General features: G+C 60.3%; 16 protein-coding genes. 5 read left to right on the plus strand and 11 right to left on the minus strand.

The window, feature by feature from the left end; genetic code table 11:
* The first annotated feature begins 12 nt into the window (after positions 1-12).
* Positions 13-1,491, plus strand: a complete 1,479-nt coding sequence (gene glpK, locus GOW60_RS15505; RefSeq protein WP_171229969.1) for a glycerol kinase GlpK — start codon at positions 13-15, stop codon at positions 1,489-1,491.
* On the opposite strand, the gene smpB is transcribed toward glpK, so the two are convergent.
* The 10 genes from smpB to GOW60_RS15555 all read right to left on the minus strand — a co-directional run bounded on the left by smpB (position 1,488) and on the right by GOW60_RS15555 (position 9,707).
* The gene (gene smpB, locus GOW60_RS15510; RefSeq protein WP_152459447.1) at positions 1,488-1,964 is read right to left on the minus strand and encodes an SsrA-binding protein SmpB; all 477 of its coding nucleotides are present in this window, start codon (positions 1,962-1,964) and stop codon (positions 1,488-1,490) included. The two genes, glpK and smpB, sit on opposite strands and share 4 nt — an antisense overlap.
* A 58-nt stretch (positions 1,965-2,022) precedes the next feature.
* Entirely contained in the window at positions 2,023-2,565 is a 543-nt protein-coding gene (gene idi / locus GOW60_RS15515; RefSeq protein ID WP_171172087.1) for an isopentenyl-diphosphate Delta-isomerase, read from the minus strand.
* A 201-nt stretch (positions 2,566-2,766) separates the two neighbouring features.
* Positions 2,767-3,180: a cytochrome c family protein gene (locus tag GOW60_RS15520; protein ID WP_171172089.1), complete on the minus strand. Its 414-nt coding sequence runs from the start codon at positions 3,178-3,180 to the stop codon at positions 2,767-2,769.
* Positions 3,181-3,293: 113 nt separating this feature from the next.
* Positions 3,294-4,310 (minus strand): P1 family peptidase, encoded by a 1,017-nt coding sequence (locus GOW60_RS15525; protein WP_171229970.1) that lies wholly within the window; start codon positions 4,308-4,310, stop codon positions 3,294-3,296.
* Positions 4,311-4,392: 82 nt separating this feature from the next.
* Positions 4,393-5,139, minus strand: a complete 747-nt coding sequence (locus GOW60_RS15530; RefSeq protein ID WP_171229971.1) for an SDR family oxidoreductase — start codon at positions 5,137-5,139, stop codon at positions 4,393-4,395.
* Positions 5,140-5,199: 60 nt separating this feature from the next.
* Positions 5,200-5,619: an alternative ribosome rescue aminoacyl-tRNA hydrolase ArfB gene (arfB, locus tag GOW60_RS15535; RefSeq protein WP_171229972.1), complete on the minus strand. Its 420-nt coding sequence runs from the start codon at positions 5,617-5,619 to the stop codon at positions 5,200-5,202.
* Between the two features lie 264 nt (positions 5,620-5,883).
* Positions 5,884-6,531: a queuosine precursor transporter gene (locus GOW60_RS15540; protein WP_171229973.1), complete on the minus strand. Its 648-nt coding sequence runs from the start codon at positions 6,529-6,531 to the stop codon at positions 5,884-5,886.
* 91 nt (positions 6,532-6,622) lie between these two features.
* A complete protein-coding gene (locus GOW60_RS15545) occupies positions 6,623-7,507 on the minus strand; it encodes an esterase-like activity of phytase family protein (RefSeq protein ID WP_171229974.1) in 885 nt (294 codons plus the stop codon).
* Entirely contained in the window at positions 7,480-8,343 is an 864-nt protein-coding gene (mepA, locus tag GOW60_RS15550; protein ID WP_171229975.1) for a penicillin-insensitive murein endopeptidase, read from the minus strand. The genes GOW60_RS15545 and mepA overlap by 28 nt, the downstream gene beginning before the upstream one ends.
* Positions 8,340-9,707, minus strand: a complete 1,368-nt coding sequence (locus GOW60_RS15555) for an MFS transporter (protein WP_171229976.1) — start codon at positions 9,705-9,707, stop codon at positions 8,340-8,342. The genes mepA and GOW60_RS15555 overlap by 4 nt, the downstream gene beginning before the upstream one ends.
* Positions 9,708-9,835: 128 nt before the next feature.
* Here GOW60_RS15555 and GOW60_RS15560 point away from each other — a divergent pair, with 128 nt between their 5' ends.
* The 3 genes from GOW60_RS15560 to yaaA all read left to right on the plus strand — a co-directional run bounded on the left by GOW60_RS15560 (position 9,836) and on the right by yaaA (position 13,043).
* Complete coding sequence (locus GOW60_RS15560) at positions 9,836-10,123, plus strand: YggT family protein (RefSeq protein WP_005980077.1); 288 nt, start codon at positions 9,836-9,838, stop codon at positions 10,121-10,123.
* Between the two features lie 76 nt (positions 10,124-10,199).
* Complete coding sequence (gene recQ / locus GOW60_RS15565) at positions 10,200-12,239, plus strand: DNA helicase RecQ (protein WP_171229977.1); 2,040 nt, start codon at positions 10,200-10,202, stop codon at positions 12,237-12,239.
* A gap of 33 nt (positions 12,240-12,272) precedes the next feature.
* Positions 12,273-13,043: a peroxide stress protein YaaA gene (yaaA, locus tag GOW60_RS15570; protein ID WP_171229978.1), complete on the plus strand. Its 771-nt coding sequence runs from the start codon at positions 12,273-12,275 to the stop codon at positions 13,041-13,043.
* Positions 13,044-13,133: 90 nt separating this feature from the next.
* Here yaaA and GOW60_RS15575 read toward each other — a convergent pair whose 3' ends face one another.
* Positions 13,134-15,392: a response regulator gene (locus GOW60_RS15575; protein WP_171229979.1), complete on the minus strand. Its 2,259-nt coding sequence runs from the start codon at positions 15,390-15,392 to the stop codon at positions 13,134-13,136.
* A gap of 116 nt (positions 15,393-15,508) precedes the next feature.
* Here GOW60_RS15575 and GOW60_RS15580 point away from each other — a divergent pair, with 116 nt between their 5' ends.
* Positions 15,509-20,938, plus strand: coding sequence for an alpha-2-macroglobulin family protein (locus GOW60_RS15580; RefSeq protein WP_171229980.1), 5,430 nt, complete (start codon positions 15,509-15,511; stop codon positions 20,936-20,938).
* Positions 20,939-20,970: the final 32 nt, after the last annotated feature.

Below are 20,970 nucleotides of genomic sequence, written 5' to 3' on the forward strand. Positions count from 1 at the left end.
GGGAGAGCGGAAATGACCCATATTCTGGCAATCGATCAAGGCACCACATCCTCGCGCGCCATTCTGTTTGACGCGCAGATGCGGCCTGTTGGCACCGCCCAGCAGGAGTTTCCTCAGCACTTTCCGCAGGAAGGCTGGGTTGAACACGACCCCGAGGATATCTGGTCCAGCGTTCTGCACGTGTGCCGTGAGGTGATGGAAACCACCGGTGTTTCAGCGGATCAGATTGCCGGTATCGGCATCACCAACCAGCGCGAAACGACGGTCGTCTGGGACAAACAGACCGGCAAGGCCATCCACAATGCCATCGTCTGGCAAGACCGCCGCACCGCCGATATCTGCGCGCGCTACAAACAGGCCGGGTGCGAGGATGACGTCACAGCTCAGACCGGTCTGCTGCTGGATCCTTATTTCTCGGGCACCAAGGTCAAATGGCTGCTGGATACCGTTTCCGGTGCACGCGAGCGCGCAGAAGCCGGAGACCTGCTGTTCGGCACGATCGACAGTTTCCTGATCTGGCGGCTGACCGAAGGCCGTGTTCATGCAACCGATGCCACCAACGCCGCCCGTACTCTGTTGTTCGATATTCACTCGGGCACGTGGAGCGCCGAGATTTGCGACCTGCTGGATGTGCCCCTGAACCTTTTGCCCGAAGTGAAGGATTGCGCCGCGGATTTCGGAACCACCACTTTGCTCGGGGGCGACATTCCCATTCTGGGCGTAGCAGGCGACCAGCAAGCCGCCACCATCGGGCAGGCCTGTTTCCAGCCCGGTATGATGAAATCAACCTATGGCACGGGTTGCTTTGCGCTGCTGAACACCGGCGCGCAGCCGGTTCAGTCGAAAAACCGCCTGCTGACGACGATCGCGTATCAACTGGACGGCCAGCGAACTTATGCGCTGGAGGGATCGATCTTTATCGCGGGGGCCGCAGTGCAATGGTTGCGCGACGCGTTGCACATCATCGACGCGGCACCACAAAGCGGCGAATTGGCGGCTCAGGCCGATCCGAACCAGCATGTGGTGCTTGTGCCCGCCTTCACCGGCCTCGGGGCGCCTTATTGGAAACCTGACTGTCGCGGAGCACTGTTCGGGCTGACGCGCAATTCCGGCCGGGCCGAGATTGCCCGCGCCACGCTGGAAAGTATCGCCTTCCAGACCCGCGATCTGTGGCATGCCATGCAGGGCGACTGGGGCGCCGATGCCGATGTCATCCTGCGCGTCGATGGCGGGATGGCCGCGTCTGACTGGACCATGCAAGGCCTGTCGAACTGTCTTGGCGCGCCTGTGGACCGCCCTGTCATGCAAGAGACGACAGCCCTGGGCGCCGCATGGCTGGCAGGCATGAAAGCCGGAATTTATCCGGATCAGGCCGGGTTTGCGGAAACTTGGGCGCTGGATCGCCGGTTCGAACCAACGCAGGAACAAGCCGAACGCGATGCGGCTTATGAGCGTTGGCAACGCGCGGTACAGGCAGCGATGGCGTTCTAGCTGTGGTCTTTCAACAAACGCTGTTTCTGCCGTGACCAATCCCGCTTGGCCTGGGTTTCGCGCTTGTCATGGGTTTTCTTACCCTTGGCGATGCCGATCTTGATCTTGGCCAACCCCTTGTGGTTGAAATACAAAACCAACGGCACCAGCGTCATGCCCTTGCGCTGGGTTGCATTCCACAAATCGGACATCTGTTTGCGGGACACCAACAGCTTGCGACGGCGGCGTTCTTCGTGCTTGAACACCTTGGCCTGCTCGTATGGCGCGATATAGCTGTTGACCAGCCAGAGCTCGCCATCATCGACGGTGGCATAGCTTTCCGCGATGTTGGAGCCACCCGCGCGCAGGGATTTGACCTCGGATCCTTGCAGAACGATACCGCATTCGATGTCGTCCTCGATGGCATAATCGAAGCGGGCGCGCCGGTTTTCGGCGATCACTTTGTAATTCGGGTCTGTCTTCTGCTTGGCCATGACGCGTTGATTTAGGCGGCTTGCGCCGCCCTTGCAAGGCACGGATTTCCAGCCGCGGTCATGATTTGGCAGAAATGATCAGATCCGGGCCAAAAATCGTGTCCGCGTGGTTGTGAAGATAAATCTTCAACCAGGGCGTAAACCGGTCCGGGTGGCGTTTCACCTCGGCCAACAGATCGTGATAGTCGATCCAACGGATATCCATGACTTCATCCGGGTTGGGCGCGATTTTCAGCGGGCCGCGGACATGGGCCAGAAAGACGTCGACAACCTCGTTTTCCACCATGCTGTTGCCGACATCGGCGTGATATTCCAGCCGGTGTCGGTATTCGGGATACAGGCCCGTGATCCCAAGCTCTTCACGCAGGCGGCGCACGGCACAGGTGGACGAGCTTTCGTCCCAATCGGGATGCGTGCAGCAGGTGTTCGCCCAAAGGCCGGGCGTGTGGTACTTGCCCAATGCGCGACGCTGTAACAGGATCTCGGTCCCCCGGACGACAAAAACCGACACAGCCTTGTGCTTGAGCCCCTTCTCGTGAACTTCAAGCTTGTCTACAGGGGTCAACTCACCATCGACCCAAGCTGGGATCATGATACCCATCTGTCCTCTCCTGCTGCCAATCCGCCTGACGAGCCCTGATTTTGATTATAGCTGTTGCCGGACCGGCTTGGCTTTGCGGCGTTGCTTGGCAATCCGCCGTCTGACTTCAAAGTGCGGCTGTTCCACATTGTTATCAATCGCACCAAAGGCCGCAGGGGCTGCGGCCTTTGGTCCTTGTGCAGTGGTGCACAGTATCAGGTGTTATTCACCCGACACGCTTGCGATATAGGCATAGACGTCTTCGGCGCCCTTTTTCAGCTTGAAGGTCATTTTCGATTTGGCGGATGTATCATCCAGATAGGTTTTCAAAAATGCCTTGGGGTCCTGAGCATACTCGACAAAAGTAGTTTCGTCCCAGACCAGACCCTTCTCACCGGCGGCAACGATGCTGTCTCCGTATTTGAAACCCTCAACGGTACCGGCGGTGCGGCCCGCGATTCCATAGAGGTTGGGGCCGGTCTTGCCACCTTTGACGATCACTTCGCCTGCCGGGTCGGCGATCATGTGGCAGGACTTGCATTTGTTGAAGGTTTTCTTGCCCGCCTCAGCGTCACCTTCAGCATAAGCAGGAAGGGCCAGAAGGCCGACGATTGCGGTAGCGAGGATGCGATTCATAGCTTTTGCTCCGATAGAAATTGGCTGCACCGAATGGACCGTCGGCGCAAAAAAGAGTCAACGCGCAGATTGCCGCGCGCGCTTAATGTGCCACTGCGACAAATAGGATGTCCTTAACTTTTGTCATGTACCTCAGACCAGCAAGGCAACAGATCGCCCGCGGCCGGAGTCGCCAGATACACGGCGCGCGCAATAGCTCGCGCCAGGCACAGCGAGGCCGCATGCCCGATGACACCTGGTTCGGTGTCGGTGGCGACACCCCGCGCGCCCGTACTGACCCCGAATACCAGATCACCATCCCCCGGCGTGTGGGCGGGTACAATGGCGCGGGCAATACCGTCATGGGCGGCAACGGCCAGTCTCTTACATTGCGGTTTGGTCAGGGCCACATCCGTCGCAACGATGGCAATCGTGGTATTGGCCTTGTCCGGGTTCGCGGACTGCATCACCTGCGCTTTGCGACTGACCGTTGGTTGGCCAAGTCCGGCATTGGAATCAGGCCCCAACCCACCGAATTCGCCGCCCACTTCAAAGGGGGCTGCCCAGAAATGCCTGTCACCCGGCGTGGTGACACTGCCCAGCGGATTGACCGCAACCAATGCGCCAACGGTAACACCACTGTCCAAAACAACCGAGGCCGAACCCAACCCGCCTTTGTGCATCGCGGTCAAAGCCCCGGTTCCTGCACCTGCAGTTCCGAGTTCGAATCGGTCCGACGCGGATTCGAACGCCGCGCGGCCCAAGGCGCGATAGGGATTCTCGTGCCACGCCTTGTCGCCGCCATTCAGCAGGTCGAACAGGATTGCCCCGGGCACGATCGGCACCACGGCGGAACCCACCTTGAACCCGCGGCCCAGGGCATGCAGCGCATCCATGACGCCCGAACAGGCATCCAGCCCGAAGGCCGACCCGCCCGAAAGCACGATCGCATCCACCTGGTCAACGGTCTTGTCGGCGGCCAGCAAATCTGTCTCGCGTGTGCCGGGTGCGCCACCCATCACGTGCACCGAGGCGCGGAGTGGTTGCGCGCCGGTCAGGACGGTGACGCCTGATTTCAAAGTTGCGTTCTGTGCGTTGCCGACCTTCAGGCCGGGGACATCCGTGATCAGGTTTCTGGGTCCGGGGATCATGCAAGCCTCGGTGGTCGAGCGGGAAAGCGCGCTGGCGCGCGCTGCCTCCGGCGGGGATATTTTTGGCCAGATGAAGAGCGGATCAGATGCATCGGCCTCCGTCCACCTCGAGCGCGGCGCCGGTGATCATGCTGGCCTCGTCCGAACACAGGAAACAGGCGGCATTGGCCATATCTTCGGGGGTTGAAAAGCGGCCCAACGGGATGGTCGACAGGAATTTGGCACGGATTTCGGGCGTATCCTCGCCCATGAAGGATTTCAATAGCGGCGTTTCCCCGGCGACCGGGCAGATCGCGTTCACCCGCACGCCGGACGGGGCGAGCTCGACCGCCATCGTTTTGGTTGCGGTGATCATCCAGCCCTTGGAAGCGTTGTACCAGTTCAGGTTCGGGCGCGGTGACAGGCCCGCGGTTGAAGCAACATTCAGTATTGAACCCGCCCCGCGCGCCTTCATGGGTGGAACCAATGCGCGGGCGGTCAGATAGACGGATTTCATGTTCACGTTGAAAACACGGTCGAAATCCGCTTCGCTTACCTCCTCCAGCGGCGCCGGCAAGTGGGTCACACCGGCGTTGTTCACAAGGATGTCCAGATGGCCGAAGGTTGAGAAAGCCGCATCCGCCATCTTCTGAACCGAAGCGCCCTCGCCTACATCGACCTGCTGGGCAACCGCCTCGGACCCAAGCCGGGTTGCGAGTTCATGCGCAGCATCGCCATTGATGTCAGCGATCATGACACGCGCGCCTTCGGCCAGGAACTTCCTTACGATCCCCGCACCAAACCCGGATGCACCGCCAGTGACGATTGCGGTTTTTCCCTCCAGCCTCATGGTGTTACTCTCCTGCACCTTTTGCAGGCCAGACTATCAACGCCCGGACGAGATGCCAGATCAATCTTCGGACACCTTGCCGCGCAGCGCCTTGACGTCGCCCCGCGCCTTTTTCGCCGCAAGCCTGCGTTTGACCGAACCATAGGTGGGTTTCGTCGCGATGCGCCGCTTGGGTTTGACCAGCGCCTTGCCGATCAGCTCGGCCAGCCTTGTTCGCGCAATTTCTCTGTTGCGGGCTTGGGAACGTGTTTCTTCGCATTGAATGATGATCGCGCCATCCTTGGTCCATCGGCGCCCGGCCAGCCGTTTCAGCCGCGCCTTGACCGGATCGGGCAGCGAGGGTGAGCGCGCGGCCTCGAACCTCAGCTCGACCGCGGTCGAGACCTTGTTCACATTCTGCCCACCTGGACCGGAGGAACGCATGAAGCTCTCGGTCATTTCCCAGTCTTGCAGAGTGATATCGTCAGAGATGCGCAACATGGGCAAAACCATAGCTGGAGCGGTCAAAAACAGAAAGGGCCGCCCCGGTGGGACGGCCCTTCGAAAGTTCAGGAGGTCGGGTCGGTTAGATCAATCGACCAGCCGGAGCGTACGCTCGGCCAAGGGCTGCCCTAGCAGGCGGTCCCCCCGGTTGTTCCGACACCTCTCTCCAATCTCTTTCTCGACACTGGATCACCTCCTTTTCTATCTGTTGCGGTTGAAAAGAAGCGTGACACAAGATGCGCCATTCTCAAAGCACTTTTTTTACGCAGGCTGTGCAGCGGTCAGTCGCGCAACGATCACCTTGAACGGGATCAGCGCGATCAGGGCTAGCGACAGTTTCACCAACCAGTCGGCAAAGGCCAGCGTTACCCACAGCGGTGCCTCGGGGCCTGACAGCAGGAAGGGCACGGGCTCCCACGCCCAATTGATGGCCGCATCTGCATCGGCGCCAAAGAAGGTGACCGAGGCCGAGAAGGCGATGGTGAAGAAGATCGCGGTATCCAGCGCTGAACCAACCAAGGTCGAGACCAGCGGAGCCCGCCACCATTGACCACCGCGCATGGCGTTGAACACGGTGACGTCGGTCAGCTGCGCGATCAGGAACGCCGTGCCCGAGGCGACGGCGATGCGCAGCGGCACGGCGGCATAGGTGAACCCGTCGCCCTGAAGCATGATCTGGCTGCCGATCAGCGAGCAGATCACCCCGGTGACGAAGCCCGCGAAGACAACCTTGCGGGCCGGACCCACACCGTAGACGCGGTTCATGATGTCAGTGACCAGAAAGGCCAGCGGATAGGTGAAGGCACCCCAAGTCAACAGGCCATCAAAGATCAGGAACTGGACCAGGATGTTCGAGGCCACGACGATGGCGGCCATGGCAAGAATGCCGGGAATATAGTTGCGTTGCATTTTTTGATGCCCGTTTTGACAAGGTAGCGGCGACTTGGCCAAGGGACCGTCCCAAGGCAGGCTGTGCGTTTAGACCTTCATCTGCCGCGTGTCAATCGGGCAGCAGATACTCGACCAACTCGGTCCGTTGCAGTGCCAGAAAGTTGTCATCCGAGATCATCGTGGCCCGCAAACGTCCCCGATCATCCCGCCAGATCGACAAGCCTTCGAGGTTGTCATGCGCGCCGGTTCCGGTTTCGAACAGGGTTTCCTCGGCGTTTGGCACGTCGCCTGTCAGATCCCATCGCCGCAGGCGCGAGCGAAATCCGATTGCCGTGAGGTTTCGCTCCAACACGTAGAACCGCCCATCAGGACCGAAATCAGCGGCAACCGGTCTGAACCAACCACGCTGGGGCAGAACAAATGGGGTCGACCAGGTTTGGCCATTCCAGCGATAGACGGGAATATCTCCGTCCGAGGTGCGGTTCGTTTCCGGCAGCGTATACAGCCGCCCGCGCCTGTCGATGGCCAGACCTTCAAAGGACCCGTTGTCGGCGAGATGCTGAAATGCCTGCGGGCGTGGCAATACACGCGCCTTCGTGCCCGGTGCGGAGTAATGGGCGACGCGGTGCACCCCTTCGAATGAGATATAGAATCCACCGTCAGGAGCCGCCGCAATCCCTTCGGAATCGCCAACGCCGCCGGACATAAGGTGCCCGTTGCTGGACAGAACCGGCCATTGCCCCAGAATGCGAATGCCGGTGATCTCGCCATCAAGACGGTCAATGCGCGCCGTCACCAACCGCGCCCGGTCGCTCAGCGCCATCATCTGCTGCCCATTGTCCGAAATGTGCAGCGCCGAGAATCCACCGAACCAATCCGCCTTGTGACGCCATGCAAAACTGCTTTGATGTGTGGCGGTTTTTACATCCACTCCAGGGGCCGCCGTGGCCAGAAACAGTGCCGCACCTACTTGGATTGCAAGACTGAGGCGCATTGTTTCGGCAAATCGGCCAGCACATATTCCCGGCGTTTCTTGGGCGCCGGCGCGTTCGGGTCGGGCGGCGGCGGGTTCAGGATGTTACGTACCCATTGTTGCGCCTCGGCACAGCCATCGCCCTTGGGTGGTGCATCCTGGTTGACGCATCCCTTTGATCCTCTTGGGCATTTCAGGCGCACGTGAAAGTGGTAGTGATGCCCCCACCAGGGCCTGATCTTGCGCAGGTAGGCCCGGTTGCCTTTTTCATCGTTGCACATCTGAACCTTAGCCCCGGGGAACACGAAGATACGTGCCACGCGCTTGTCCTTGGCGGCTTCGCGCAGTACCGCGTGGTGCTGTTTGGTCCAGTTGCTGTTGACATAGGCACCGTTCGAGCGACGCAGCGATATGGACGAAATATTCTCGCGCGCCTTGCGCGACAGGCGCATGTTGTCACCCGGAAGCATCCAGATATCGATATCCAACCCCAGCTGGTGCGAGCGGTGGCCCGAAGTCATTGGCCCGCCCCGCGGCTGGCTGATATCCCCGATATAGAGACCGTTCCAACCCGGCTGTTTCGCTGCAAACCGGCTGAGGTCCTGCACGTAATCGATCGCTTCGGGGTGTCCCCAGTTGCGATTGCGCGACAGCCGCATTGCCTGCCACGTGGGCCCGGTCTCGGGCAATTGAACCGATCCGGCCGCACATCCGCGCGAATAACTGCCGAACGCCGCTGCTTTTTGTTGCGAGCTTACCTTCTGTGCCCCGAACAACTGCTTTGCCAAGGGCTGCGCCGATGCCGTATGCGCCAGCGCGGTTATTACCAGTAGTGCCAAAAAACGTAGTAAAATCATCTGCTCTGATCCCCTTCAGGTCTGACCCAGCGCATCAGGAATAGACCCAGAATAAACAACAGAATGATTGGTGACACCCCCAGACGCGCACTGCCGGTTGCGGTTGTTGCAATCCCGATCAACAACGGGGCCGCAAAAGCGGTCGCGCGCCCCGACAGACCATAAAGACCAAAACTTTCGACCGGGGTTTCGGGGTCGGTGTGGCGCACCATCATCGAACGGCTGGCCGATTGCAGAATGCCTCCCATGCCACCGATCAGCACACCACAGCCAAAGAAGACCAGGTCAGGCAGGTTGGATCCGTCAGGCAGGCCGATGCCGTAGATCTGCGTCCGGTCCATCGACACCACTGTGACGCAGACAAAAATCAATACCCAGATCGCCACCAATATCACTGGTTTCGGGCCGTATTTCTTGTCTGCCTTCCCCCCGATCCACGCAAAAACGGCCGAAGCGAGAACGCTGACGATCCCGAATACTCCGATCTTGATCAGATCCCATTCCAACACCAGCCGCGCATAGACACCACCAAAACTGTACAGCCCGTTAAGTGCGTCGCGATAGAACATGGACGAACCGAGGTAACTGGCCAGACTGACGCGATAGCGCAAGTTAGACACTGATTTCGACAGCAGGCGCAGCGCCTCTCCCACGCTTCCTTTCCTGTCTGTCGCCGCATCATCGCGGACCCACAGGAAATACGGAACCATGAATAGAATGAACCAGATTGCCGTAAATGGGCCGACAAAACGCGTGCCTTCCCGGGTGGCGGCATCCAGACCAAAGGCGGGCACCATCCCGATCAGGGTTTTGCCGTTTGGCTGTTCCACAAACAGCGCCAGCATGATCGCCAGCGAAATCAGCCCTCCAAAATAGCCAAAGGCAAAGCCAGAGCCCGAGATCTCTCCCACTTCGCTGTCATCGCCCAGATCGGGTAGCTGCGAGTTGATGAAGATCAGCGCATATTCCGCACCTACGAAGCCAAAACCGAAAGCCGACAGCATCAGCCACATGTTCGAGCCATCGGGCATCGTATACCAAAGCGCCGCAGACCCGACCGCATACATGACCGAAAAGGCAAATATCCACGGGATGCGCCGCCCCGAAACATCCGCCATCGCCCCCAGCAGCGGCGCACCAAAAGCGATGATCAACCCGGTGATCGTCAGACAGTTGGCCCAAACGATCTGCGCGCGCGCCGCGGCCGCCTGCGCATCCAGCCCTTCAGCGGTGAAATACCCGGCGGCGACGCCTGCGAAGTAAGGGCCAAAGACAAAGGTGACCAGAAGGGTATGATAGGGCTGGCTGGCCCAGTCAAAGAACCACCAGCCCCAGATGCGCCTGCGCTTGGATATTTCTGCCATCTCTGCCCCTGTTTATCGTTGCGATTATATGACTGGGCTTTAATTCAAATCGCAAGCGTTGAGTGCCAGACACTTGCTCTTTGTCGCCATGGTGCTTAGGTCTCGGCCAACAAGAATACGGAGAACCCATGCTGTCGCTGATCCAAATCCTGCTGCTGATCCTGGACATTGTCTGGTTCATCATCCTGGCCCATGTGATCATGAGCTGGCTGATCAACTTTCAGGTGCTCAACCTGCACCAACAGCTGGTCGCGCAAATCTGGTACGGGCTGAACCGCCTGTTAGAGCCTATCTATGGCCCGATCCGGCGTATTCTGCCCAACATGGGCGGTCTGGACCTGACGCCGCTGGTGGTGCTGATCGGGGTCTATGCGCTGCGGATCATCCTGATCAACAACGCGGTCTATTTCTACTGACCTCTTGTTCCCCGATTCCGACTGTGTGATTGTCCTTTCAAGAGCAGTCAAATCTTGAAACAGGGCACCCCCGCACATGTTCGACGCCGCGCCTCTGCTGCGAGATGTCTTTGGATTCGATGAATTCCGCCCCGGGCAGGAAGAGATCGTAGATGCCGTAACCGCCGGCCAGAATGTGCTGGCCATCATGCCCACGGGCGGCGGAAAATCCCTTTGTTATCAACTGCCTGCCCTGCTGCGCGACGGGGTGACGGTGGTGATCTCGCCGCTGATCGCCCTGATGCGCGATCAGGTGCGGGGGCTGCAAGAAGCCGGGGTCGAAGCCGGCGCGCTGACCTCGGGCAACACCCCCGAGGAAACAGATGCCGTGTGGGAGGCGCTTGAGGCCGGGCGGCTGAAACTGCTTTACATGGCGCCCGAACGGCTGGCGGCCGGGTCGGCACTGGGCATGTTGCGGCGGATCAATGTCAGCCTGATCGCGGTGGACGAGGCCCATTGCGTCAGCCAGTGGGGCCATGATTTCCGCCCCGACTATCTGCGGATCGGAGAGCTGCGGCGCGCGCTGAACGTGCCCCTGGCCGCCTTCACCGCCACGGCGGATGCGGAAACCCAGGACGAAATCGTCGAGAAACTGTTCGACGGCACACCCCCGCGCAAGTTTCTGCGGGGCTTCGACCGGCCGAACATCCACCTGGCCTTTGCCGCCAAGGACAGCCCGCGCAGGCAGATCCTGGATTTCGCCGACGCGCGCCGGGGCCAGTCGGGCATCATCTATTGCGGCACCCGCAACAAGACGGAAGTGCTGGCGCAGGCGCTGCGCGAACAGGGCCACAGCGCCTGCCACTATCACGGTGGGATGGAAGCCGAGGACCGCCGCATCGTCGAAACCCGTTTCGCGCGCGAGGACGGGCTGATCGTGGTGGCCACCGTGGCTTTTGGCATGGGCATCGACAAGCCCGACATCCGCTGGGTCGCCCATGCGGACCTGCCGAAATCCATCGAGGCTTATTACCAGGAGATCGGCCGCGCCGGACGCGACGGCGGGCCGGCCGAGACCCTGACTCTGTTCGGCCCCGACGATATACGTTTGCGGCGATCCCAGATTGACGAGGGGCTGGCGCCACCCGAACGCCGCATGGCGGATCATGCGCGGCTGAACGCGCTGCTGGGGTTGGCCGAAGCGCTGCACTGCCGCCGCCAGACGCTGTTGGGCTATTTCGGGGAACAGGCCGCACCCTGCGGCAAATGCGACCTGTGCGATACACCGCCCGAAGTATTTGATGGCACAACACCCGTCCGAATGGCCTTGTCCGCGATTCTTCGCACCGAGGAATGGTTTGGCAGCGGTCATTTGATCGACATCCTTCTGGGGAACGAGACCGACAAGATCCGCGCCCGTCGTCATGATGGTCTGTCCACCTGGGGCATCGGCAAGGACTGGTCGCGCGCGCAATGGCAGGCGATATTCCGCCAGATGATGGGGCACGATCTGGTGCGCCCCGACCCCGAACGTCACGGGGCCTTGCGCATGACCGAGGCCGCCAAACCTATTCTCAAGGGCGAGGCAAAGATCAACCTGCGCAAGGACGCCCTGCGCAAGGCAACCCGTCGCCCCGCCGTGAAAGCCATGGTGTCCGAAGAAGATGCGCCCTTGCTGTCGGCTCTCAAGGCCAAAAGACGCGCTTTGGCAGAATCCGCCCGGGTTCCGGCTTATGTCATTTTCCCGGATCGCACCATGATCGAAATGGCGGAAAAGCGCCCCATGACGCTGGACGAGATGGCCCGGATCGGCGGCGTCGGCGCCAAGAAGCTGGAGCGCTATGGCGACACCTTCCTTGAAGTGATCGCGGGCGAGGCCCAGGCGTTGCACCCGGCGCGCCGCAAGCTGGCCGGTCGCGATCAGGGCGACATCTATGACCGCTTGCTGGAAGTACAGTCCCAATTGTCCCGCGGTCCCGACGGGATAGACAAGCCTCTGACCTGCTCGGCCTCGCAACTGGCAAAGGTGGCACAGATGCGCCCGGATGACCTGCGCGGGCTTGAACAGGTGCTGGGCGACCGGCGTCACGAAAGGTTTGGCACCGCCTTTCTGGACGTGCTGCGTGAGGCGGGCTAGATACGCCGGGACAGGTAAGGAAAGAGGGCAGGTATGCTGGTAGTGATTTCCCCGGCCAAACGGCTGGACTGGACAGAGCGGGACGTTGAAGTCACACAGCCCGATTTTCAGGATGATGCGATCAGACTGTCCAAAACCGCGCGCAATCTGACCCTTGGAGATCTGAAAAAGCTGATGGGTCTGAGCGATGATCTGGCGCGTCTGAACCGCGATCGCTATCGTGCTTTTTCCGACATGCCAGACGCCGATGCAACGCGCCCGGCCGCGCTGGCCTTTGCGGGGGACACCTATCAGGGTCTGGAAGCAGCTTCGCTCGATCCTGACGAACTAGCATGGGCACAGGATCATCTGCGCATCCTCTCCGGTCTCTATGGTGTATTGCGGCCACTCGATGCGATACAGCCCTACAGGCTGGAGATGGGCAGCAAGCTGAAAACACGGCGCGGCAAAAACCTTTACGAGTTTTGGCGCGACCAGCTGAGCAAAGCTCTGAACGCACAAGGCAACATGATCGGCAGCGACGTTCTGATCAACTGCGCCAGTCAGGAGTATTTCGGCGCCGTGGACCCGAACGCGCTGAAATTGCGCGTCATCTCGCCGGTGTTCATGGAAGACAGGAACGGCACACCGAAGATCGTGAGTTTCTTTGCCAAAAAGGCGCGTGGTGCAATGGCGCGATATGTCATTCAGCACCGCCTGACCGACCCCGATGCCTTGCTGGATTTCGATACGGGCGGTTACGCGTATCGTGCTGACCTGTCGGAAAAGGATAAACCTGTCTTTGTTCGACCTTATTCGGCCTGAGACCCTGACAGCCTGATCGATACTTCCTTCCACGGTTTTGGGCCGTGGGTCCGGGCGAGGGGCCAGCCCCTCGCGCTCCCCGGGATATTTTCAGCCAGATGAAGTGGGATCCTGTTTGCGGTCACACATGGGTGCATGTTTCTGGGCGAGGTGATTGTCCATGACTTCGCATACGCCATCCGGTTGGTGTTGCAGGATCATTTGATGAATGTGGTTTTTGCGCAGCGGTTTCGTCATGTAGTGATCCAACCCCGCGGACAGGATACCCTGATCGTCACCGGCCATTGCGTGAGCCGTCAAGGCGACGATCGGGACATGACGCCCTGTTTCGACCTCAAGCCTGCGGATTTCAGCAGTGGCCTGTTTGCCGTCCATTTTTGGCATCGATATGTCCATGAAGATCAAGTCCGGGTCAAATTCCTGAAAGATCTTGACGGCTTCTATTCCATTGGACGCAAATCGCAGATCTATATGCAGGTCTTTGACCATCTTTTTCAGGATCAGCTGGTTGGTAAGATTGTCCTCGGCCGCAAGTACCTTCATGCGCCTTGTTTCCAAGACCTTGGTTTCTCGGCCGTCAGAGACGGGTTTTCGCTGCGTCGAACGACGTTCTGGCGGCGGGATGTCCTTGAGAGCCACGAGCCTGGAATACAACTCGGCCCTGGGGATCGGCTTCTGCAACACACCGTCGATCAGTTCGCGGGCTGGGTGCGTGTGGATCAGAGATGGATTTGCAGACATCACGATGACCGAGGCGTCGCCCCACCCACGGTCTTTGAGGGTGACGGCAAGATCCAAGCCATCCATATCCGGCAGATCATGATCGCACAGGACAAGTTCAATCGCGTCATGCATTTCTGCCAGCGCCTCGGCCCCTGATGCGCAAACCGTCACTTCGGCCCCCAAACGGCCAAGTTGTTTCGCCAGAATGGCCCGGTTTACGGCCAGATCCTCGACCACCATGACGTGTTTCACGCAATCCGCCAGTTTCGGAGGCTCGGGCTGTGGGCCTTCTGCCGTGGGCAGCGACACCCTGAACCCGAAACAGGATCCCCGACCCGGTTCGCTTTCGACCCAGACTGAACCGCCCATCATGGTGATCAGGCGCCTGGTGATCGCAAGACCCAACCCGGTACCTTCAAATTGACGATTGCGTTCATCTTCGACCTGATTGAACTCACCAAAAACGTGGTTGATCTTGTCCGCATCGATACCGATGCCGGTATCTTCGATGGCAACATGGATGTCGCATGTCTGAGCCTGAGCATGCGGAACGCCTGTCACACGGACCAGGACATGCCCTTCCGTGGTGAATTTGACTGCGTTGCCGACCAGATTGGTCAGAACCTGCCGTATTCGGCCCGGATCGCCCACGAAAAGGGTGGGCAGGAACAGGTCGTAATCCACAAGCAACGTGAGCCCCTTGTCGCGCACGCTTGGCTGCAACAGCATTGCGACTTCAAGAATGCAGCGCTCCAGATCGAAGGGTTCAGGGTGCAGAACCAGTTTGTCCGCCTCGATCTTGGAGTAATCAAGCACGTCGTTGATGATGACCAACAACGCCTCACCCGAATTGCGGATCGTGTTGACATAGAGCCGCTGTTCTTCGTCCAGCGGAGATTCATCAAGCAGTTCGGCCATACCCACGATACCATTCATCGGCGTGCGGATTTCGTGGCTCATATTGGCGAGAAAGGCTGATTTGGCCCTGTTGGCTGCTTCCGCCCGTTCGCGGGCAGCCTTCAGTTCTGTTTCGTGCCGGACCGAGGCGGTGATGTTGAGCGCCAGGCTGACCACGTCACCGCCGCTGCCACGCTGATCGATCAGGCGGATGTAGTGACCGTTCCACAGTTGCATGACGATCGGAGGTGGATTGGCCCGATTCCAGCGTGCCTGCATTCTGGCCTGCCATTCCTCGGCAGTTTCGTCACCGGTATCGACAATTCCTTCGGTGGTCAGCAATTGCAGAATGCGCTGGTAGGAAATCCCTGGCACCACCTCATCCAGCCCTTCAAACACGCTGAGATATGCAGCGTTTGCGCTGATGAGCCTGCTGTCGCCGTCAAAGAATGCAAACCCGTCTTGAATGGTCTGGATCGAATGCCAGAGGCGGCGTTCGGCAATCTCGATCTTGGCATGAGCGACGGTGAGATCGGATTTGACCTTTTCGTTTTCGCCGCGAACAGTTTCAACTTCGGCCTGAGTTTCACCAATGCGCCTGGTCAACGCCATGGCGTGTTGGCCCAGTTTGCGATTGGCGGCCGAAAGTTCGGCCTGTTTCAAGGCAAGCATTCGTTCGGCTGCCAGACGCGCACGCCGTTCCTGTGCCAGTTTGTTTGCAAGACTCATTTTGATCGATTCCGGGACGTTCGGATCTCAGCATCGCGACAGAGAATGAAAAACTACTTAAGCCGTTGCGCTACAGGCGCGCGCCATGCAAGGTTGAGCGCAAAGAGGAGAGCACGATGCACCGCTTTGTTTTTATTTCAATAACTTACATAATTTGCCTTCTGATCCTTCCCACTGCCGTTCTGGCGCAGATTGCGGTGCCCGAGTTCCGCTATGTCACCTCTCGGGACACGGATTTTTACGGGTCGGATCTGGATCCGTTGTTTGACACCGATCTGAAGTCCTGTATTCAGGCCTGCTCGGCCAACGCGCAATGTACGGCGTTCACCTACAACACTCGATCCGATGCCTGCTTTCCCAAAAGTGGCGTGAACCGACAAGAGGCGTATCAAGGCGCATTGTCCGCGCAAAAGGTGCCAAGCAGCGAACAGACCCTAACCTTGGGAAAAACGCGCGCACAAGCGCTGAGCGTCCTGAGTTCTGACGATCTGGGGCACGCAAGAAAACAAGCCCGTGATCTGGGATTCCTGCACCCGGCAGGGGGGTATGATCTGCGGGCCGTACTGGATGCGGCGCGCGACGCGGGCAGTGTCGCACAAGCGATGCAGTGGACCGGTGTCGCCGTATCGCTGAGCGACAGCGCGGATCTTTGGGTGGAATATGCGCACCTGCTGCTGGCCATGAACCCTTCGGGTTGGAACGAGCGGCGCGACCTGCGCAACCGCGCGCTGAATGCGGCGATCAATGGCTATCTGCGCGCCGAAACCCCCGGCACCCAGATCGCTGCCCTGATGACCCTTGCGGACGCCCTGGAAGAGGTTGAGCGCGGGCGCGACATGATTCCCGTTCTTCGGTTGGCCGAGCAGGTGCAGCCGCGCGAAGACGTGCTGTCCTCATTGGACAAAGCGATCGGCAAATACGGTTTCCGCGTGGTCGACAGCTCGGTCGAAAGCGATGCGGCAGCACCCAGGATCTGTATCGAATTCTCGGAATCGCTGGTCAAGGCCGGGGTCGACTATGATCCCTTCGTTCAACGTGACGCCGACGGGCTGGTCGTGCAGGCCGAGGACAGCCAGCTTTGCGTCGATGGGGTCGCGCATGGCCAGCGTTATCGCCTGAAATTGCGCGAAGGCTTGCCTGCCGCCTCGGGCGAAGCACTGAATCGCAGCATCGAACTGACCCATTATGTACGCGACCGGACGCCTTCGGTTCGGTTTCCCGGGCGCAGCTATGTCCTTCCGAAATCAGCCGACGCGGCCTTGCCCGTCGAAACGGTCAATGTCACCGAACTTGACCTGACCCTGCGGCGGGTCAGCGACCGGAACCTTTTGCGTGCCGTGCAACAGGATTTTTTCGGCCGCCCGCTCAGCGAATGGCAGGAGGAAGAATTCTCGGACCAGATTGCCCAAGACATCTGGACGGGTACTGCCGAGGTTTCAAACCAGTTGAACCAAACCATGACGGCACGTCTTCCCATGGCCGAAGCGATCTCGGATCAACCTGCGGGTATCTATGCATTGACCGCCCGGGTTCCGGGGGCCGATCCCTATGACGATCCCGGCGCAACGCAATGGTTTGTGCTTTCTGATCTGGGGATCAGCACCGCCCTGGGCACTGACGGGCTGCACGTGACCGTGCGCGGGCTAAGCGACGCGGCACCGCGCGAAGGTGTCGAAGTTTCGCTGATCTCAGGGGCGAACGCCGTCATCGCATCGGCACAGACCGATGAAACCGGCTATGCAAGGTTCGATCCCGGCCTGACACGCGGCAAAGGGGCCAGCGCGCCTGCTCTGGTGACGGCGGCAATCGATGATAGGGATTTCAGCTTTCTCTCGCTGACCGATCCTGCCTTTGACCTGTCGGATCGCAGCGTTGAAGGGCGCGCACCGGCGGGGCCGGTCGATGTCTTCCTGACCACCGACCGAGGTGCCTATAGGGCCGGCGAAGTGATCCATGTCACCGCCCTGTCCCGCGATGGCAAGGCGCAGGCCATCGAGGGCCTGCCTCTGACGGCGATCCTGTATCGCCCGGACGGGGTGGAATACCGCCGGTCTGTCTCGGATGGCGGTGTTGCCGGGGGCCATGTCTTTGCCCTGCCCGTGGCCGCAGACGTACCGCGCGGCGCATGGAAGATTGAAATCAAATCCGATCCCAAGGGCGATGCGCTGGCGCGTCAGACCGTTCTTGTCGAGGATTTCCTGCCCGAGCGTATCGATTTCGAACTGACCCTGCCCGACGCACCCTTGCGCCCCGGCGACAGTCCACCGCTCGCGATCGACGCGCGCTATCTGTTTGGAGCGCCGGGGTCGGACCTGAGCATTGACGGGCAGGTCATCGCCCGCCCGGCGGACACGGTCCCGGGCTACGACGGGTATCGCTTTGGCCGCTATGATGCAGAAACCTCGATCAAGAGCACATATTTCGGAGACACGCGCACAGACGCAACCGGGCACGCGACCATGGCGGTCAAAATCCCCGTGTTAGAGACTGAAGCAAAGCCAATCGAGGCCGAAATCGTCGCCCGGCTTGCCGATGGCTCAGGCCGCCCGGTCGAGCGTCGCCTGACCGCGCCCGTCCTGCCGCCGCACCCTGTTATTGGTGTCAAACCTCTGTTCGACGAAGTCATTCCGGAAGGCACCGAAGCTGCATTCGAGATCGTTGGCCTGTCTCCTGAGTTGACGCCCATTCCGATGCATCTCCGCTGGACGCTGAACAAGATAGAAACGCGCTATCAGTGGTACCAGCTTCACGGCGACTGGAACTGGGAACCGACAACGCGCCGCAGCCGTGTCGCCACCGGCGAGGTAGACGTCTCCTCTGACCCTCTGACACTGACCCAACCGGTGGAATGGGGGCGCTATGAACTGGTGGTGCAGCGAGTTGACGGAACATATACCGAAACCGCCGTCGATTTCTATGCGGGCTGGTATCAGGCCGCCGATGCATCGACCACGCCGGACCGGCTGGAAATGTCGTTGGATCGCGACAGCTATCGCATCGGGGATACCGCGCAGTTGCGGATCGTGCCCCGCATGGCCGGTGTCGCTCAGATCGAAGTCCTTTCGAACCGTCTGATCCATCGCCAGATCGTGGAGGTGCCCGAAGGGGAAACTCTGATCCCGATTGAGGTGACCCAGGATTGGGGCGCCGGGGCTTATGTCACCGCAACCGTGATCCGCCCAATGGATGTTGCAGCTGGTCGGAACCCCGCGCGGGCGATGGGCGTGGCCCATGCCAGCATCGATCCAGGGGACCGCAGACTTTCCGTAACTGTCGATGTGCCCGAGGTCACCGCACCGCGTCAGACGCAAAAAGCCCGTATCAGGGTCGAAAATTCCGTGGACGACGAACCGGTCTGGCTGACGCTGGCCGCCGTCGACGTGGGCATTCTTAACCTCACCGGGTTCAAAAGCCCGGACCCGCAAGGATACTATTTCGGGCAACGCCGCCTGGGTGTTGATCTGCGGGATGTCTACGGGCGACTGATCGACGGCATGAACGGAGCCATGGGCACAGTGCGCTCGGGCGGCGACAATGACAGCGGGATGCGACGCCAGTCTCCGCCACCGACACAAGACCTGATGGCCGTGTTCAGTGGCCCGGTCGAGATCGGCGCGGATGGAGAGGTTGAGATCGACATTCCCCTTCCCGCCTTCAACGGAACCGTCCGGTTGATGGCCGTCGCGTGGTCGCGCAAAGCCGTCGGTCAGGCCGAGGCTGAAATGATCGTCCGCGACCCGGTGGTCGTCACCGCCAGCCTTCCGCGCTTCCTTGCCCCGGGCGATCAAAGCCGGATGCGTCTTGAGATCGTCCATGCAGATGCCACACCCGGAGAAATGGCACTTGGGCTGACCGCCTCCGATGGTTTGGAACTGGGCGCGGCACCGGCCAGCTTTGTGCTGGAGGACGGTGGCAAGGCGGTTTTCGAGATCCCGATCACGGCCAGCGCCATCGGCGATCCTGAAATCAGCGTATCGATCACCACACCTGATGGGCGCGACCTGTCGCAAACCCTGCGCATGCCGGTGCGGGCCAATGACCCGGTGATTGCACAGACGCGGCGTTTTGCCTTGGGCGCAGGCGATAGCTTCCTGTTTTCTCAGGATGTGTTTGACGGGTTCCAGCCGGGTTCAGCCAAGGCCATCCTGTCCGCCGGAGCGTTGGCCAAATTCGACACGCCCGGTCTGCTGGATCAGCTGAACCATTACCCCTATGGCTGCACCGAACAGATCACCAGCAAAGCGCTGCCGTTGCTGTACCTGTCATCCGTTGCGCAAGCAACGGGGCTGGGGGATGGCCCGGTTGTGGATCAACGCATCGCCGATTCGATCCGCAGTATCCTGACCCGTCAGGCCGCAAACGGCGCCTTTGGCCTGTGGCGCGCAGACAGCGGGGATTTCTGGCTGGACGCCTATGTGACCGATTTCCTGTCCCGTGCCCGCATTCAGGGGCATCCCGTGCCGGACCGGGCGTTTGCTCAGGCGATGGACAATCTTCGGAACAGGGTCAATTACGCGCCTGATTTCGACGAAGGCGGTCAGGACATCGCCTATGCCCTGATGGTTCTTGCGCGGGAAGGCGCGGCCTCGATGGGCGATCTGCGCTATTACGCGGATGTCAAAGGGGATGCCTTCGACACCCCTCTGGCGGCGGCGCAATTGGGCGCAGCTCTGGCCTCTTACGGCGACCAGACCCGCGCGGATGCGATGTTCAACCGTGCCGCGCGAATGCTGGATGATCGGCAACGGAACCAGCAACAGAACGTCTGGCGCGCTGACTACGGCACCCACCTGCGGGATGCGGCCGGTCTGTTGACCCTTGCCGTGGACGCGGGCAGCGAGGCGATCGACCGCGATGCTTTGATCCAACGGGTGAGCACGGGCCGCACGCCGCTGTCCACGCAGGAGGCCACGTGGTCATTGCTGGCGGCGCACGCGCTTGTGTCTGACCCAACGGGGTCGGGCTTGATGGTCAACGGGGCGCCGGTTTCCGGTCCGTTCGTGAAAGTTCTGCAATCCGGACAGGCGGACGAGATCAACGTCACGGCCGGCGACGGTCAGGCGACGGATATCACCTTGACGGTCACAGGCATCCCGGAGGTTCCGCCCGAGGCAGGCGGCACCGGCTATGCAATCGAACGGCGGTATTACTCGATGGATGGCGATCTGATCGATTCAAACAGCTTTGCCGCGGGTGATCGGTTCGTCACTGTGCTGCAAATAACACCGTTCGAAAACGGCGGTGCGCGGCTGATGGTGAACGATCCACTGGCCGCCGGGATCGAGATTGATAACCCAAGCCTGCTGCGCTCGGGCGATGTCCGATCGCTGGACTGGCTGGATCTGTCCGACGCCACCCATACCGAGTTCCGCTCGGACCGGTTCCTGGCCGCCGTTGATTTATCCGGTCGTGAAACCGTGACGCTGGCCTACGTGGCGCGCGCCGTGACACCTGGCGTGTTCCATCATCCGGCAGCCTCGGTCGAGGACATGTACCGCCCGCAGAACCGGGCGCGGACATCTACCGGACGGGTCGCGATCCAGTGACCGGCCTTGCGCCATACCCTTGTTTGGGTGGT

It is taken from the genome of Ruegeria sp. HKCCA4008, from assembly GCF_013033125.1.
Lineage (GTDB): Bacteria > Pseudomonadota > Alphaproteobacteria > Rhodobacterales > Rhodobacteraceae > Ruegeria.

Coding starts and splice junctions, on each gene's coding strand:
- glpK (WP_171229969.1), top strand. CDS start 13: ATGACCCATATTCTGGCAATCGATCAAGGCACCACATCCTCGCGCGCC.
- smpB (WP_152459447.1), bottom strand. CDS start 1,964: ATGGCCAAGCAGAAGACAGACCCGAATTACAAAGTGATCGCCGAAAAC.
- idi (WP_171172087.1), bottom strand. CDS start 2,565: ATGGGTATCATGATCCCAGCTTGGGTCGATGGTGAGTTGACCCCTGTA.
- GOW60_RS15520 (WP_171172089.1), bottom strand. CDS start 3,180: ATGAATCGCATCCTCGCTACCGCAATCGTCGGCCTTCTGGCCCTTCCT.
- GOW60_RS15525 (WP_171229970.1), bottom strand. CDS start 4,310: ATGATCCCCGGACCCAGAAACCTGATCACGGATGTCCCCGGCCTGAAG.
- GOW60_RS15530 (WP_171229971.1), bottom strand. CDS start 5,139: ATGAGGCTGGAGGGAAAAACCGCAATCGTCACTGGCGGTGCATCCGGG.
- arfB (WP_171229972.1), bottom strand. CDS start 5,619: ATGTTGCGCATCTCTGACGATATCACTCTGCAAGACTGGGAAATGACC.
- GOW60_RS15540 (WP_171229973.1), bottom strand. CDS start 6,531: ATGCAACGCAACTATATTCCCGGCATTCTTGCCATGGCCGCCATCGTC.
- GOW60_RS15545 (WP_171229974.1), bottom strand. CDS start 7,507: ATGCGCCTCAGTCTTGCAATCCAAGTAGGTGCGGCACTGTTTCTGGCC.
- mepA (WP_171229975.1), bottom strand. CDS start 8,343: ATGATTTTACTACGTTTTTTGGCACTACTGGTAATAACCGCGCTGGCG.
- GOW60_RS15555 (WP_171229976.1), bottom strand. CDS start 9,707: ATGGCAGAAATATCCAAGCGCAGGCGCATCTGGGGCTGGTGGTTCTTT.
- GOW60_RS15560 (WP_005980077.1), top strand. CDS start 9,836: ATGCTGTCGCTGATCCAAATCCTGCTGCTGATCCTGGACATTGTCTGG.
- recQ (WP_171229977.1), top strand. CDS start 10,200: ATGTTCGACGCCGCGCCTCTGCTGCGAGATGTCTTTGGATTCGATGAA.
- yaaA (WP_171229978.1), top strand. CDS start 12,273: ATGCTGGTAGTGATTTCCCCGGCCAAACGGCTGGACTGGACAGAGCGG.
- GOW60_RS15575 (WP_171229979.1), bottom strand. CDS start 15,392: ATGAGTCTTGCAAACAAACTGGCACAGGAACGGCGTGCGCGTCTGGCA.
- GOW60_RS15580 (WP_171229980.1), top strand. CDS start 15,509: ATGCACCGCTTTGTTTTTATTTCAATAACTTACATAATTTGCCTTCTG.